Source organism: Aeromonas sp. D3 (assembly GCF_027705025.1).
GTDB lineage: Bacteria > Pseudomonadota > Gammaproteobacteria > Enterobacterales > Aeromonadaceae > Aeromonas > Aeromonas salmonicida.
In genome coordinates this window covers 21189-35845 of the sequence record NZ_JAPDBE010000025.1, presented here as the reverse complement: position 1 = coordinate 35845, position 14657 = coordinate 21189, and the positions used below count along the sequence as shown (strand labels likewise).

13 protein-coding genes are annotated in these 14657 nt (G+C 60.6%); 4 read left to right on the top strand and 9 right to left on the bottom strand.

Annotated elements, in window-relative coordinates:
• Window positions 1-19 precede the first annotated feature (19 nt).
• A complete protein-coding gene (gene asnB, locus OKC28_RS14755) occupies window positions 20-1684 on the top strand; it encodes an asparagine synthase B (protein ID WP_270689985.1) in 1665 nt (554 codons plus the stop codon).
• Window positions 1685-1900: 216 nt separating this feature from the next.
• Window positions 1901-2401, top strand: coding sequence for a thioredoxin family protein (locus OKC28_RS14750; RefSeq protein WP_270689983.1), 501 nt, complete (start codon window positions 1901-1903; stop codon window positions 2399-2401).
• 98 nt (window positions 2402-2499) lie between these two features.
• Here the strand turns inward: OKC28_RS14750 and maiA are convergent, their stop codons facing one another.
• The 6 genes from maiA to OKC28_RS14720 form a co-directional block, all read right to left on the bottom strand.
• Window positions 2500-3138, bottom strand: a complete 639-nt coding sequence (gene maiA, locus OKC28_RS14745) for a maleylacetoacetate isomerase (RefSeq protein WP_256684149.1) — start codon at window positions 3136-3138, stop codon at window positions 2500-2502.
• Between the two features lie 73 nt (window positions 3139-3211).
• Window positions 3212-4210, bottom strand: coding sequence for a fumarylacetoacetate hydrolase family protein (locus OKC28_RS14740; protein WP_270689980.1), 999 nt, complete (start codon window positions 4208-4210; stop codon window positions 3212-3214).
• A gap of 8 nt (window positions 4211-4218) precedes the next feature.
• Complete coding sequence (locus OKC28_RS14735) at window positions 4219-5376, bottom strand: homogentisate 1,2-dioxygenase (protein ID WP_270689978.1); 1158 nt, start codon at window positions 5374-5376, stop codon at window positions 4219-4221.
• Window positions 5369-6481 (bottom strand): 4-hydroxyphenylpyruvate dioxygenase, encoded by a 1113-nt coding sequence (hppD, locus tag OKC28_RS14730; RefSeq protein ID WP_270689976.1) that lies wholly within the window; start codon window positions 6479-6481, stop codon window positions 5369-5371. The genes OKC28_RS14735 and hppD overlap by 8 nt, the downstream gene beginning before the upstream one ends.
• 258 nt (window positions 6482-6739) lie before the next feature.
• Entirely contained in the window at window positions 6740-7372 is a 633-nt protein-coding gene (locus tag OKC28_RS14725) for an HAD family hydrolase (protein ID WP_155604063.1), read from the bottom strand.
• 17 nt (window positions 7373-7389) lie between these two features.
• A complete protein-coding gene (locus tag OKC28_RS14720; RefSeq protein ID WP_125600530.1) occupies window positions 7390-8049 on the bottom strand; it encodes a TIGR01621 family pseudouridine synthase in 660 nt (219 codons plus the stop codon).
• Window positions 8050-8138: 89 nt separating this feature from the next.
• Here OKC28_RS14720 and OKC28_RS14715 point away from each other — a divergent pair, with 89 nt between their 5' ends.
• Window positions 8139-9722 carry a GGDEF domain-containing protein gene (locus OKC28_RS14715; RefSeq protein ID WP_270689971.1) on the top strand — a complete coding sequence of 528 codons (1584 nt, stop codon included), beginning with the start codon at window positions 8139-8141 and terminating at the stop codon, window positions 9720-9722.
• A 134-nt stretch (window positions 9723-9856) separates the two neighbouring features.
• Here the strand turns inward: OKC28_RS14715 and OKC28_RS14710 are convergent, their stop codons facing one another.
• The 3 genes from OKC28_RS14710 to OKC28_RS14700 all read right to left on the bottom strand — a co-directional run bounded on the left by OKC28_RS14710 (window position 9857) and on the right by OKC28_RS14700 (window position 13343).
• Window positions 9857-11410 (bottom strand): methyl-accepting chemotaxis protein, encoded by a 1554-nt coding sequence (locus OKC28_RS14710; RefSeq protein WP_270689969.1) that lies wholly within the window; start codon window positions 11408-11410, stop codon window positions 9857-9859.
• A gap of 137 nt (window positions 11411-11547) precedes the next feature.
• Window positions 11548-12618, bottom strand: coding sequence for an ATP-binding protein (locus OKC28_RS14705; RefSeq protein WP_270689967.1), 1071 nt, complete (start codon window positions 12616-12618; stop codon window positions 11548-11550).
• Entirely contained in the window at window positions 12615-13343 is a 729-nt protein-coding gene (locus OKC28_RS14700) for a response regulator (protein ID WP_270689965.1), read from the bottom strand. Before OKC28_RS14700 ends, OKC28_RS14705 begins: the two co-directional genes overlap by 4 nt.
• 157 nt (window positions 13344-13500) lie before the next feature.
• Here OKC28_RS14700 and OKC28_RS14695 point away from each other — a divergent pair, with 157 nt between their 5' ends.
• Window positions 13501-14655, top strand: a complete 1155-nt coding sequence (locus OKC28_RS14695; RefSeq protein WP_270689963.1) for an efflux RND transporter periplasmic adaptor subunit — start codon at window positions 13501-13503, stop codon at window positions 14653-14655.
• The last annotated feature ends 2 nt before the right edge of the window (window positions 14656-14657 follow it).

Below are 14657 nucleotides of genomic sequence, written 5' to 3'. Positions count from 1 at the left end.
ATCAAGAGGATTACCGCCAATGTGTTCTATTTTCGGCATTCTGGACATCAAATCCGATGCAGCAGCCTTGCGCAAATCGGCCCTGGAGATGTCCAAGCGATTGCGTCACCGCGGTCCTGACTGGTCCGGCATCTACAGCTCAGACAAAGCCATACTGGTGCACGAGCGCCTGGCCATCGTCGATCCGGGCAATGGCGCCCAGCCGCTCTACAACCCGGAGCGCACTCACGTATTGGCCGTCAACGGCGAGATCTACAACCACAAGGAACTCGAAAAAAACCTCAAGGTCGACTTCCAGTTCCAGACCCACTCCGACTGCGAGGTGCTGCTGGCACTCTACAAGGAGAAGGGCCCCGCCTTTTTGGACGATCTCAACGGCATCTTCGCCTTCATCCTCTATGACGCCGAGCAGGATGCCTACCTGATTGGTCGTGACCACATGGGGATCATCCCCCTCTATACCGGTCGCGACGAGCACGGCAACTTCTATGTCGCCTCCGAGATGAAAGCCCTGGTGCCGGTTTGCAAGAGCGTCGAAACCTTCCCGCCGGGACATTACCTCTGGAGCAAGGATGGCGAGCTCAAACAGTGGTACAAGCGCGACTGGATGGAGTACGACGCGGTCGAGCACAAGGTCAGCGACAGAGCGGAACTGAAAGCCGCGCTGGAAGCGGCCGTCAAGCGTCAGCTGATGTGCGACGTGCCCTATGGTGTGCTGCTCTCCGGCGGACTGGATTCGTCCGTCATCTCCGCCATTGCCAAGATCTACGCCGCCCGCCGGGTGGAGGACGATGGCAACAGTGCCGCCTGGTGGCCGCAGCTGCACTCCTTTGCCGTGGGGCTGGAAGGCTCGCCGGATCTCGCCGCCGCCCGCAAGGTGGCCGACCATCTGGGCACGGTTCACCATCAGATCCACTTCTCGGTACAAGAGGGGCTGGATGCCCTGCCGGACGTCATCTATCACCTCGAGACCTATGACGTCACCACCATCCGCGCTTCTACCCCCATGTACCTGATGGCCCGTTATATCAAGGCGATGGGCATCAAGATGGTGCTCTCCGGTGAAGGTTCCGACGAGCTGTTCGGTGGTTACCTCTACTTCCACAAGGCGCCCAACGCCAAAGAGTTCCACGAAGAGAACGTGCGCAAGCTCGCTTCCCTGCACCTGTATGACTGCCTGCGGGCCAACAAGTCCATGGCCGCCTGGGGCGTGGAAGGCCGCGTGCCCTTCCTCGACAAGGAGTTCATGGACGTGGCGATGCGCCTCAACCCTGCCGACAAGATGTGTGGCAACGGCAAGATCGAGAAGCACATACTGCGTGAAGCGTTCGAGGAGCTGTTGCCCCACGAAGTGGCCTGGCGCCAGAAGGAGCAGTTCTCCGATGGCGTGGGTTACTCCTGGATTGACAGCCTCAAGGCCATGGTCGAGGTCGAAGTGACGGATCAGATGTTCGAGGCGGCGGCGTTCCGCTTCCCCGTCAACACACCGCTCACCAAGGAGGCCTATTTTTATCGCGCCATCTTCGACGAGCACTTCCCGCTGGAGTCCGCCGCCCGTACCGTGCCCTACGGCAAGTCGGTCGCCTGCTCCACTCCGACCGCCTTGGAGTGGGATGCCAAGTTCAAGGAGATGGCAGACCCCTCAGGTCGCGCCGTGATGGACGTCCACCAGCAGAGTTACTGACAGGCTGACGGGTATGCGCAGATAAGCAAATACCAGCGACCAAGCCAGTCCATCATTACCAAGCCCCTCACTCAGCTGAGGGGCTTTTGTTTTTCCGCGTCTATCCATTCCCATTTTTCGCATATTCCCTGCCACGCTTGCTGCTTGGCGAAGGGGCTCGCTCGTGTCACATTGTTCCGGCTTGGAAGCAACGAATAACAACACAAGGAGAAAAAGATGAAACGACTGCTATTGCCGCTGGTGCTTGGCACGGCCCTGTTCCATGGCGAGGCGTACAGCGCCGGCCATCTCTGGGCCAAGGCGCTGCCCGATTACAGTCAGGGATATGACGAGCAGCGGGATCCGGCGCAGGATCTGGCCTCCGCCACCGCCAAGGCACAGAGGGAGGGCAAGAAGGTGTTGCTGCTGGTGGGCGGAGAATGGTGCAGCTGGTGCCAGGAGATGAACCACTTCCTGGACCGGGAGCCAACCCTTGCCAGTCAGTTCAACCAGACCTTCGTGGTGGTCAAGGTGAACGTCAGCAAGGCGAACAAGAACGAGCCCTTCCTGAAACGCTACCCCGAGTACCTGGGGGTGCCCCACTTCTACGTGCTGGATACCAAGGGCAAGCTGCTGGAATCGGTCAATACCGGGCTGCTGGAGAAGGAAAAGAGCTATGACGAGGTGAAATTCGGCAAGTTTATCGCCTTCTTCCAGCCACCATCTGAACGCAGCTGAGTTGTCTCGACTCATCCCATAACGCCATCGCCCCGCACTGTTGGAGACAAGGGGGCGGGGCGACGGGTTTCAAAAAACGCTTTCGAGTCAGTCAAATATCAAGGCTGCGCATCCGGCTGATTGGCGGGGGCGGCCTTGATAAAGGCCTGCAGCTGCTCGCAGTTGGCGACGATACGCGCAATGGTGGGGTACTCATCCAGCGTCATGTCGTAGCGGCGGGCGTTGTAGACCTGAGGCACCAGCATGCAGTCGGCCAGGGTCACCTCGTTGCCGACGCTATAGACGCCGGCCGTGGTCATCAGCAAGGGTTCGAGCACCCTGAAGGTTTCGTCAATCCAGTGGCGATACCAGGCATCACGCTGCGCCTTGCCCAGCCCCAGATCCTGCTCCAGATAGGTGAGTACCCGCAGGTTGTCGAGCGGGTGCGTGTCGCAGGCGATCATGTTGACTATCTGGCGCACCCTGGCCCGCGCCTGGGCGGCCGAGGGCATCAGCGGATAGGCAGGATAGGTTTCGTCAAGGTACTCCATAATGGCAACCGACTGACCGAACTGCACATCCCCGTCGATAAGAAAGGGCACCAGCCCCTGGGGATTGACACGATGATAGGCCTTCTCGCGCTGCTCGCCCTGCCTCAAGTTGACCGGGTGATACTCATAATCGAGCCCCTTGAGCTGCATGACTATCCGTACCCGATAACTTGCCGATGAACGCCAATATCCAAACAACTGCAACATAATCTGTCCCTGTGTTGGCAGGTGCACGGGCACCTGCCGTTCACCAGTCGGCCCTGTGTCCGCACTGGCTCCTTCACGTCATCTGGCTGACATCCTGTTGCGCAACTTTTTGCAAAATGGTGCCAAACAGACTCATCCCGTTACGATCCTGCATCGCGATGGACACTGTATCACCAAAGCGCAGAAAGGGTGTAGTGGCTTGACCTGACTCGATAATTTCCAACATGCGCAGCTCGGCGAGGCAGGAGGACCCGGCACTGCGGTCATAGTTGGAGACGGTCCCCGAGCCTATGATGCAGCCCGCCCCGAGCGACCGGGTTTTGGCAGCATGGGCAATCAGCTCGAAGAAGTTGAAGGTCATGTCCACCCCGGCATTGGGCGCACCGAACAGGGTACCGTTGAGATGGGTTTCCAGCGGCAGATGCACCTTGCCATCCTGCCAGTCACTGCCCAACTCGTCCGGCGTGATGGCCACCGGCGAGAAGGCGCTCGACGGTTTGGACTGGAAGAAGCCAAAGCCCTTGGCCAGCTCGCCCGGAATAAGGTTGCGCAGGCTCACGTCGTTCACCAGCATCAACAACTTGACGTGGGCAGCGGCCGCCTGCGGGCTGGTGCCCATGGGCACGTCGTCGGTAATGATGGCCACTTCCGACTCAAAATCGATACCCCAAGCCTCCGAGCCCATGACGATGGGACCACGGGGGGCCAGAAAACAGTCCGAGCCGCCCTGGTAGATCAGGGGATCGTGCCAGAAGCTTTCCGGCATCTCGGCACCGCGGGCCTTGCGCACCAGCTCGACGTGGTTGACGTAGGCGCTGCCGTCGGCCCACTGGTAGGCGCGGGGCAAGGGCGAGAGACACTCACTCTCATCAAACGGGAAGGCATCGGCACAGGTGCCATCGTTGAGGGTCTGATAGACGGTTGCAAGGTGCGGGGCCGTTTGTGCCCACTCATCCAGCGCCGACTGCAGAGTGAGGGCGATGGATGGCACCCGCACCGCGCGGCTCAAGTCACGGCTGACCACCACCAGGGCGCCATCGCGCTTGCCATTGTTCAAGGTTGCAAGTTTCATAAAAATCCTTATTTGCCAGTGGTAGTCGAAAGTTCGGGACGCTGCCAGCTGCTGACGTAGCGCGGGTTTTCTATCCCTTCGCACAGGCTGCCGACGTTCAGTGCATCGCGTGTATCCAGCATCACGGCCACCTCGTCGGTGAACTTCTTGGCATAGGCCTGCCCCGCCGCAAACGCCTTGGGATGGGGGCCGTGGGTAAAGCCGGCGGGGTGGAAGGTGACCATGCCCCGCTCGATATTGTCCCGACTGAAGAAGTCCCCTGCGTGGTAGAAGAGCACCTCGTCGTAGTCGTCGTTGCTGTGGTAGAAGGGCACCTTGAGGGCGCCGGGGTCACTCTCTATGGGGCGCGGCACGAAGGTACAGATGACGAACCGGCTCGCCACGAAGGTGGAATGGGCCGAGGGCGGCAAGTGGTAGCGGTGGCTCATCAGCGGGCGAATGTCGCGCCAGTTGAGGCGCACCACGCACAAGTCCCCGTGCCAGCCCTGGGCATCCAGCGGATTGAAGGGCCAGGTGATGACCGACACCTGATTGTGGCGCTTGACCTGCAGCGACCAGGGATTTTCATCCTGCTGGGCCAGAAAGCGTTCATTGATGGCGGGCACATCCAGCGCCGCCGGGTCAAAGATGGCGTGATTGCCCACCAGCCCCTTGTCCGGCAGCTGATAGCTGTCATTGGTCGCCTCTATCATCAAAATGAACATGGGCGCCGTGGGCTCGATGCGCCACATGGTGCCACGGGGGATCACTACATAGTCGCCGTCCCGCAAGGTCAGGTGGCCGTAGTCGCAATAAAACTCGCCACTGCCCTCGTGGATGAACAGCAGCTCGTCACCGTCGGCATTGCGCACCAGAAACGGCATAGGCTCGTGCAAACGCCACATCCGGTAGCGGCAGTGAGCATTGTGCAGAATATCGGGCATCACCCAGGGGGAGAGGGAACTCACCTCCTCCTGCAGACCGTTCAAGTCAAACGCCCTCGGCCGCAGCGGCCCCTCCCAGTTGGTCCAGTCAGTGGGAGCATGCTTGTGGTGCATGTGGGTGGCGGGGCCGAAGAAGCCGGCCCGCCCCAGTTCGCGCTCATAGATGGCCTGCTCTGGCAGGTCGGCATGCGCCTGACGGGAGTGGGTCCCCTCCCGATGGGGAAAGCTTATCCAGTTACGCATCGCTGGGTTCTCCATGCAGCACACCACGGCGGATCTGGTCCAGTTCAATGGATTCGAACAGTGCCTGGAAATTGCCCTCGCCAAACCCTTCATTGCCCTTGCGCTGAATGATCTCGAAGAACACCGGGCCTATGACGGTGTCGGTGAAGATCTGCAGCAGTATGCCGTCCTTGGTGGGAGAACCATCGATGAGGATCTGCAGATCCTTGAGGGAGGCCAGATCTTCCTGATGGCCCTCGACCCGGCTGTTGACCTTCTCGTAGTAGGTGTCCGGGGTCGGCATAAAACCGGTACCACGGCCACGCAGGGTACGTATGGTCTGGTAGATGTCGCTGGAAGCGAGTGCTATGTGCTGGATCCCCTCCCCCTTGTACTGACGCAGGTACTCCTCAATTTGGGACTTGTCATCGGAGGATTCGTTGATGGGAATGCGGATTTTGCCACAGGGGGCCGTCATGGCACGAGAGTGCAGGCCGGTCAGCTTGCCCTCTATGTCGAAGTAGCGAATTTCCCGGAAATTGCCGATCCGCTCATAGAAGTTCGACCAGACATCCATGTTGCCACGCTGGACGTTGTGGGTCAGGTGATCGATCTCGTAGAGCCCCGCATCCACCTCGGCCATGCGCGCCTGCCAGTCGGGGTAAAACACGAAATCCACATCATAGATGGAGCCCTTGTCGCCGTAGCGGTCGACAAACGACAGTGTGCTCTCGCCTATGCCATAGATGGCGGGAATATTGAGCTCCATGGGCCCTATCTTGCCGACGAAGGGCTTGGCCCCCTTGGTGATGGCGTATTGCTGGGCCTTGCCCGCATCCGCCACCCGAAATGCCATGCCGCACACGCTGGGCCCGTGCAGGCTGGCGAACTGCTCCGCCTGGGAGTCGGGCTCGGCGTTGACCACGAAGTTGATGTCACCCTGACGATAGAGCCAGCACTGCTTGTGCTTGTGCTTTGCCACTTCGGCAAACCCCAGTGAAACGAACAACGCCTTGAGGGCGGCAATGCCCTTGGCATCCGGCGCCGTGTACTCGACGAATTCGAAGCCATCCGAGCCGAGGGGATTGATGGTGTGGGAACGGGAAGAGGAGGAAGTGGTCGTCATGATGCGCTCCTTGCAATGTGCTGATGACTGAAAGTGGTTAAAGCGGATTGACCCGGGGCGACGGCCTGACCGTCGATCCCGTCAAGCAGGTCTTGTTAACAACTTGTTTCATTAGATGCAGGTGCGCGGCAGAAGAGAAGAGGCGGGTTTCAGATAGTTTCTCGGGGTCCTCCACCAAAAGATGTAAATAGATTGTGACATTCAAGCCGCAGCCTTGCGGATCGCCCCATGGCGACCCGCAGGGCTGTCAGCTTTGCCTTACAGTCGCCAGCGTTTGGTCATGATGTGGGGCAAACAGGCCTGCGCCTTTTGCAGACGAAGCGGGGTGGGATTGATGAGCCAGGCCTCTGCGCCCTGCGCCAGCAGCGGCAGATCGTGCAGACTGTCACTCAGGGCCAGCGTCACAGTGAGGGCGCGGATCTCGGGTAGTATCTTGTGCTGACCGTGGCAGTAAAAGCGCGGCATCAAGCCGCCCAAGCGGTAGTGCATCCGCGAGCCCAGGGTGCGATGGGGCAGCTTGCCAGGCAACTGTTGATGGAGTTGCCCGCGCACCAGGGCGCGAGGGCTGGCGGAGATCACCCAGCAGCGATCACCGTCTTTCATCAGCAAGGCGCGCGCCTCGCAAAACAGCCCAGGCCGGGTGCGGCAATAGGCCCGCACCAGTTTGCGCCAGCCCAGTGGCGAAAGCCCCAGTGTGATGGCCCACCAGATCAGCGAAATCCCCTGCCTGCGCCGGCTTGGCACTAGGTAAACCAGGCCACCCAGTGCGATCACCGGCAGCAGCAAGAGTGGCCAGAGGCGACGGCGCAGTATATAGCGCAACAAGCCGGCGTGGCTGTCGCCCGGGGCCAGGGTGTCGTCAAAGTCAGCCAGGATCCAGTCTGTACGCATAGTGTCTTGTCCTCCCCTCACTCGCTCAATCCGGCGATGGCGACATGGAGCTCGGGGGTGAGAAACATGGCCCCCTCATCGGGAGGGCAGATAAAATCGAATGCTTCATCTGCCAGGGTGAAACTCAGGCGCCAGGCATGCAGGTAGCCTCGGTCAGCCGCCGTGCCGCCGTAACGCTCATCCCCCAGAATGGGTGCCCCTATGCTTTTCAAGGCAACCCGGATCTGGTGGGTCTTGCCGGTCTGGGGCTTGATGCGATAGAGCCGCAACCCCTCGCGCACCGGCACAGAGTCAAACCAGCTGATGGCGGGGTTGTCCAGGCTGCGCGCCAGCATCCAGCTGCCACCCCGCCCTTTTTGCATGTCCCCTTTTACCCAGCCCTGCTTCTTTTTGGGCTTGCGATCGGAGAGGGCCAGATACTGCTTGCTCACCTGTCGCTCCGCAAATGCCATGCTGAGTGCCCGGTTCGCCGCCGTGGTACGCGCCAGCAACACCAGACCTGAGGTCATCTTGTCGAGCCGATGAACGGGATAAAGCACCTGCCCTGTGTCGGCCTTGACGCGACTGACCAGCCCCGGATTGACCAGACCCGACTCACCGGCTTCGTCATGCATGCCAAGGCCCGGCCCTTTGTTGATCAACATAAAATCTTTGTGCTGCGCTAGTATCCGGTACATCTATAACCTTTTAGAATGTGTTTCATTACAAGAATATGACTCCATCAAGGGGTCGCCCCCCATGAATACTCAGAACAAGAATCGCACGGATGAAGAGATACTTGCTTTGGTTGCTGCTGATTGGCGCCAGTTATATCGGGCCCCTCCTGGCCAATGAATCCTCCCTTGAAGCCCCGGAGCGGGTGGTGCTCCAGTTGCGCTGGCTGCACCAGCCCCAGTTTGTGGGCTATCACATGGCCAAGGCCAAGGGCTTCTATGCCAAAGCCGGACTGGACGTGGAGATAAGGCCCGGTGGCAAGGGAATAAGCCCGGTGGACGAGGTGCAAAGCGGTCGTGCCGACTTTGGCGTCGGCAACACAGAGGTACTGACCGCCTATGCCAATGGCAAGCCACTGCTGGCACTCGCCAGCGTCTTTCAGCACTCGCCGTCCATCTTCCTGGCCCGTCGTGACAGCGGCATTCTCACTGTTGATGGCATGCGTGGCAAACGGATCATGATGTTTTCCGCCCATCAGGATGCCGAGTTGCTGGCGACACTTTTCTATCAAGGCCTCAATGAAAGCCAACTAACCCCGATCCAGACCTCGGTCAATATCGATGATCTCGTCGAGGGCAGGGTCGATATCTTCAACGCCTATCTCAGCAACGAGCCTTTCTATCTGGAAGAGCGCGGCATTCCCGTCTCCGTCATCAACCCGCGCAATTACGGCATCGACTTTTACAGCGACATACTCTTCACCACTCAGGCGCAGGAGCAGGCCCATCCGGGCAGGGTAGAGCGGTTTCGGACCGCCAGCCTTGAAGGGTGGCGCTATGCCCTCGCCCACCCCCAGGAGGCCATCGCCCTGCTGCGCAGTGAATACGGCGTCAACCGCAGTCAGGCCCACATGGAGTACGAGCTGCAGGTAAGCAAGGAAATGATACAACCGCTCTATGTGGAGATCGGGTATATGAACCCGGATCGCGTCACCCACATCATGGAGCAGCTGGCCGAAATCGGGCTCATCAAGCGACCCGTGCCGCTGACTGACTTTCTCTATCAGGCCCCCTCCGAGCAGTGGGTATTCTGGCGTCCCTGGTTTTTGCTGAGTCTGGCCGCCTGCGTGCTCATATTGCTGCTGGCGGTCTACCTGCTGGTGTGCAACAAACGGCTCAATCGCGAGATTGCCCTGCGCCAGCAGCGGGAAGAGGAGATATTGCAGCTGGCAAGGCAGGACCCGCTCACCGGCCTGCCCAACCGTCTGAGCCTGATGGAGCGGCTGGAGGCGCAGATAAGCAGCCCCAACCCCGGCTGCCTGCTGTTTTGTGATCTCAACAACTTCAAACAGGTCAACGACGGCTTTGGCCACAGCCATGGCGATGCCATCCTCTGCCAGCTGGCGGAGCGGATCACCCGCAGCCTCAACCACCAGCGCTTCTTCGCCAGACTGGCCGGTGACGAGTTCGTTCTACTGCTCCCCGATCACGACCTGATCGATGCCGAGGCCATTGCCGAGGTGATCAGAATGGCTATGGCCCAGCCTTTTCAGGTCAAGGAGCATCAACTCGAGGTTGGCATCAGCGTCGGGGTCAGCCAATACCAGCCGGGCTGGCGTGCCGAGCAGTGGCTTATCCACGCCGATCGCGCCATGTACAACGACAAGGGGATCGAACTGGCGGCGGCGCCCCCCTAAGCCCTTCATCCGGACCCGGTCAGCCAGGCTGCACCTCACAGCATCAAGCGGGCAGCACCAAGACGCAGGACAGTACAAGCAACAAGGCCACCGCTATGGGTGGCCCTGTTGCTTTTGGTGAGCGCGCGGGAGCATCAGCCGAAGGTCTGCCCCAAGGATTTGAGCTGTCTGGCCTTGGTCAGCAGTATCTCGCTCGACTCATCCACATCCTGCATCTTGTTGCTGTTGGCGTGGGAGTGCTGTGAGATGAGATTGACGTTCTGGCTGATGTTTTCGACTACCGCCTGTTGCTGCTCCGCCGCCGCCGAGATCTGGGCAGAGAAATCCATCACCAGTTCAATCTCGGCCAGTACCTGATGCAGGCTGCCGGAACCTTGCCGGGTCATCTCAACGCAAGACTGCGTCTGTTGCAGGTTGTTCTGCATCATCCCCTTCCAGCCGTTCAGGGTGCGCTGGATCTGCCCTATGCTGCTCTGGATCTGCTCGGTCGCCTTGTGGGTCCGGGTTGACAGGGTACGTACCTCGTCCGCCACCACCGCAAACCCCCGCCCCTGCTCTCCCGCTCTGGCCGCTTCGATGGCGGCGTTGAGCGCCAGCAGGTTGGTCTGATCGGCGATGCCCTGAATTTCGCCCATCAAGACCCCGATACGATCCGATTCGCTGGCCAGCGCTACCGCAGAAGCAAACGCATGCTCCGCCTGCGTCGCGAGCTCGGTTATCTTGCGCTCCGTGTCGAGCAACTGCTTGTCCGTGTGCTGGCAGTGAGCCTTGGCCTGAGCAACCTGGCTGTTGGTGTCCTGAATGTTGCGGGCAATCTCCTGCGCCGTGCTCGCCATCTCGGTAATGGCCGCCGCCATCTGCTGGGTCTGGGCATCCTGCTCGGCAATGTCCGAGCTGACCTCACTGGAGGCGCTCTTCAGGTGTACGGCCAGATCCTGCAGGGCGTGGGTGGCATCGTCTACCCGCCCCAGCACGGTCCGGATGCGGGCCTGCAGCAACTTGATGTGAAAATCGGCGATGGCGCTGGGCTCCTGACCCGAGTAGATAAGCCGGGTCAGACTGTCATATTCATCGGCCAGCTGCTGCAAATAGCGCGGAGTCGTGATGAGCTCGTGGCGGTAGAGACCTCCCAGCAGCAGGAGTGGCAAAGCCATATAGAGCGGAGCCCAGGCTCCCAGCTGCACGGCACCCAGCCAGGCCAGCGCCAGCAATCCTGCACCGGCAACCAGATGGCGCAGCCGTGACAGGGAAATACGGGGCTTGCGCCCTCCCTGCTCGGCGGCGCGCAGGCGGGCATAAGTCCTGGCGGCAATCTCCTTCATCTGCGGATCGGCACGGCAACGCACCGACTGATAGCCACTTATCTTGCCCTGCTCGAAGATGGGGGTGACATAGGCATCGACCCAATAGTAGCGACCATCCTGGCAACGGTTCTTCACCATGCCGCGCCATGGCTGCCCCTGCTTGAGCTTGCCCCACAGATCGGCAAAGGCGGCCTTGGGCATGTCGGGATGGCGCACCATATTGTGGTGCTGGCCTATCAGTTCGGCACGGCTGTAACCGGCAACCCGGCAGAAATGATCGTTGGCATAAGTGATGACGCCACGCAGATCCGTGGTGGATACCAGCTGTTCATCGGCAGGGAAATCTACCTCCTGATCAACGAGATGTGTCTTTGTTTCACGCATACTCCACTCCCTCCTGAGCAATCACTCAACCAAGTGTTGGTAAGGAAATCAGGGCTGTAAAGGCGCGTAAAAGCAGAATATGAAATATGCAGGCTGGCGCAGATTATGTCGTCAAATGGATGCTGACTGCAGGGCGATCAGGACGTGGCCTGAATTGGCCAGGAAAGCAGGAATGTGGTGCCGCCCCGCCCGGTGGGCTGGCAAACCGCACTACCACCGTGCGCCTCGGCAATGGCCTTGACCACGGCGAGTCCAAGTCCACTACCGCCGCTCTTGCGCGAGCGTGACGGATCCCCCCGGCGAAACGCATCGAAAATGTAGGCCGCCACCTCCTCGCTGATGCCCGGGCCTTCATCTTCCACACTCAGGACGCACAGGCTGTCTGAGCGATACAGACGCACAGTCAGCAGGCCCGGCAGCGCGTGCTTCCGGGCATTCTCCAGCAGCGCCATCAGGGCCTGACGGATGCGAAACAGATCGCAGCAGACATGAAGTTCGCTATCCAGCTCACGCTTCAATACAAATCCGCTCGCCGCCAGAGGGCTGGCAAACGCCTCAAGCACGACGGCGAGCTCATCGGCCAGCCGGACCTCTGTCCGTTGCAACTCCAGGTGACCGCTGTCGTTGAGGCTCAATACCCGCAAGTCTTCGATCAGGTGATTGAGACCTTCCACCTGACGCAGCAAGCCTTGGAAGAGTTCGCTGCTGGGAGGAAACACCCCTTCGGCCAGCCCCTGCAAGCGGCCGCGCAAAATGGTGACGGGAGTGCGCAATTCGTGGGCGATGGCGGCATTCCAGAACTCCCGCTCACGGGTCATGCTCTGCAGACGTTCGGCCATGGTGTTGAAGTCGCGCACCAGTTGCGCCGTCTCCCCGATCGCCTGTTCATCCATCGGCACGCGGGCGTCAAGCCTGCCCTCTGCCACCTCGCGCAGGCTGTTCGCCACCGAGTTGAGCGGGGTCAGTATGCGGCGAGAGAGGCGAACAGCCACGTACAGCGCCATTCCCAATGCAATGAGAATGGTCGAGCCGATCCAGATCATCTCGACCTTGGAGGGAATCCAGCTCTCGGAGATGCTGCCCGGCACATAAGTCACTGCAATGGCGTAGAAGACATAGGTGCCTATCACCGCAAGGGAGATGATGCCGAGCGCCATCAGTCCCAGGGAGTGGATGATCTGCCTGCGCAGGCCAGGTGTCGGTTTCATGTGTTGCTACCGAAGCGATAGCCAACGCCCCAGACACTGGCGGGCACACCTTGAATGCCGTGTGTCTCCAGTTTTTTGCGCAACTTGCTGATGTGACTGTCCACCGTACGCTCCTGGGTATCCCCCTCGGGCAGGCAGTGGATCAGCAATTCGGCACGGCTGAACACCCGTTTCGGCGCCCGCATCAGGGAGGCGAGCAGCTTGAACTCGGTCAGGGTCAGCTCCAGCACCTGCTGCTGCTCATCGCGGAAAATGCTGGCCTCGTGGCTCTCCAGATCGATCTGAAACTGGCCGACCCGCAGCACGTTCGTCGTGGCAGGCTTTACGGCCCGGGTACGCCTGAGCACCGCCTGCACCCGGGCTACCACTTCGGCCGGATTGAAGGGTTTGACCACATAGTCATCCGCCCCCATGCGCAGTCCCATCAGCTTGTCGAGATCCTGATCCAGGGCGGTCAGCATGATCACCGGCGTATCGCCACGGGCCCGGATCTCGCTGAGCACCTGCCAGCCATCGAGCTGCGGCATCTGCACATCCAGCAGCAGAAGATCGGGTTTGAATGCCTGATGCATGGCCAGCGCTTCACGGCCATCGGCGGCGTGCAGGGTGCGCAATCCATGACGTTGCAGGTAAGCGGCGAGGATGTCGGCGATCTCGGCTTCATCTTCTGCAATCAGTACCAGTGACTGGACCGCCGGGCTGGCGGACGCATTGAGATGGGACATAGTCGGACTCGAAAAAGGTGGGGTTGAACTTTATCACCGCCTCCACGGATTCTCCACAAAGCCTCGAATCATTCGCAATAGCAGCTATCCATAATGCCCGCTCGATGCGCTCTCACGGTCACATCACACCGGAGAGACGGTTTAACGAGGTGAGTGGATGATGTTTGTCAAACAGCGGTATACGGGCGCCCTGCTCGCAGTCATTGCCGCATTCGGGTTGGCGGGTTGCGATGGCGCGCCGCAAGCGCAAGATGCACCAACACCGCTACAGGTGTCGGTGATGACACTGGCAGGTCAGGACCTGGTCATCAGCGAGGATCTCCCCGCCCGGGTGGCGGCGCTGCGCAGCGCCGACATTCGTGCCCAGATCAGCGGCATAGTACAGCGCCGCCTGTTCGAGCAGGGCGCCGAAATCGGCGCAGGCAGCGTGCTGTTCCAGATAAACCCGGCCCCCTTCAAGGCCGATGTCGACAGCGCCGCCGCATTGCAACGGGCCGAGGCCGTGCTGGCCCGCGCCCGCATCCAGATTGAGCGCCTGAAGCCGCTGCTGCACACCGACGCCATCAGCCGCCAGACCTATGACGATGCGGTCTCCCTGCGGGATCAGGCGGCCGCCGATGTAGCCCAGGCCAGGGCGACCCTGGCCCGGCACCAGCTGAACCTGCAATTTGCCAGCGTGGAGGCCCCCATCGCCGGACGCATCGATCAGGCGCTGGTGAGTGAAGGGGCCCTGGTGTCGCCCACCGATGCCACCCCCATGGCCAGGATCCAGCAGATTGATCAGGTCTACGTCGATGTGCGCCAACCGGCCTCGGTGCTGGAATCCCTGCGCCAACAGGCTGGCTCAACGGCACCGAAACTGGCGGTGGAGATCCTCGGCTGCAATGGCACACCGCTGGGCATGCATGGGCGCATCCTCTTCTCCGGCATCGAGGTCGATGCCGGGACCGGCGACGTGCTGCTGCGGGTGCTGGTGGACAATCCCGAGAGGCGGCTGTTGCCCGGCCTCTATGTGCAGGCGCGCATCCCCCGGGCCCGCTATGCCAACGCCCTGACCGTGCCCCAGCAGGCGGTAGTTCGCAAATCGGGTCAGACCAGCGTGTGGGTGCTGGATGACCAGGGGCAGGCACAGCTGGTTCCGGTCAACACCGCTGAACTGGTGAATAGCCAGTACCGCATCGCGTCCGGGCTCAGTGCCGGGCAACAGGTGGTGATCGAAGGGATCGACCGTCTGACCCCGGGGGTTCAGGTCACAGCTTCCCCCTGGCAACCACCCGCTGTCGGCCAACCGGCTGACGGTGGCATTCGCTGAAT

What these genes read in the sequence shown, in the direction of transcription:
- OKC28_RS14735 (WP_270689978.1), bottom strand. Translation starts at nt 5,376, where the DNA reads ATGCGTAACTGGATAAGCTTTCCCCATCGGGAGGGGACCCACTCCCGT.
- OKC28_RS14700 (WP_270689965.1), bottom strand. Translation starts at nt 13,343, where the DNA reads ATGTCCCATCTCAATGCGTCCGCCAGCCCGGCGGTCCAGTCACTGGTA.
- OKC28_RS14740 (WP_270689980.1), bottom strand. Translation starts at nt 4,210, where the DNA reads ATGAAACTTGCAACCTTGAACAATGGCAAGCGCGATGGCGCCCTGGTG.
- OKC28_RS14720 (WP_125600530.1), bottom strand. Translation starts at nt 8,049, where the DNA reads ATGTACCGGATACTAGCGCAGCACAAAGATTTTATGTTGATCAACAAA.
- hppD (WP_270689976.1), bottom strand. Translation starts at nt 6,481, where the DNA reads ATGACGACCACTTCCTCCTCTTCCCGTTCCCACACCATCAATCCCCTC.
- OKC28_RS14715 (WP_270689971.1), top strand. Translation starts at nt 8,139, where the DNA reads ATGAAGAGATACTTGCTTTGGTTGCTGCTGATTGGCGCCAGTTATATC.
- maiA (WP_256684149.1), bottom strand. Translation starts at nt 3,138, where the DNA reads ATGTTGCAGTTGTTTGGATATTGGCGTTCATCGGCAAGTTATCGGGTA.
- OKC28_RS14695 (WP_270689963.1), top strand. Translation starts at nt 13,501, where the DNA reads ATGATGTTTGTCAAACAGCGGTATACGGGCGCCCTGCTCGCAGTCATT.
- asnB (WP_270689985.1), top strand. Translation starts at nt 20, where the DNA reads ATGTGTTCTATTTTCGGCATTCTGGACATCAAATCCGATGCAGCAGCC.
- OKC28_RS14725 (WP_155604063.1), bottom strand. Translation starts at nt 7,372, where the DNA reads ATGCGTACAGACTGGATCCTGGCTGACTTTGACGACACCCTGGCCCCG.
- OKC28_RS14710 (WP_270689969.1), bottom strand. Translation starts at nt 11,410, where the DNA reads ATGCGTGAAACAAAGACACATCTCGTTGATCAGGAGGTAGATTTCCCT.
- OKC28_RS14705 (WP_270689967.1), bottom strand. Translation starts at nt 12,618, where the DNA reads ATGAAACCGACACCTGGCCTGCGCAGGCAGATCATCCACTCCCTGGGA.
- OKC28_RS14750 (WP_270689983.1), top strand. Translation starts at nt 1,901, where the DNA reads ATGAAACGACTGCTATTGCCGCTGGTGCTTGGCACGGCCCTGTTCCAT.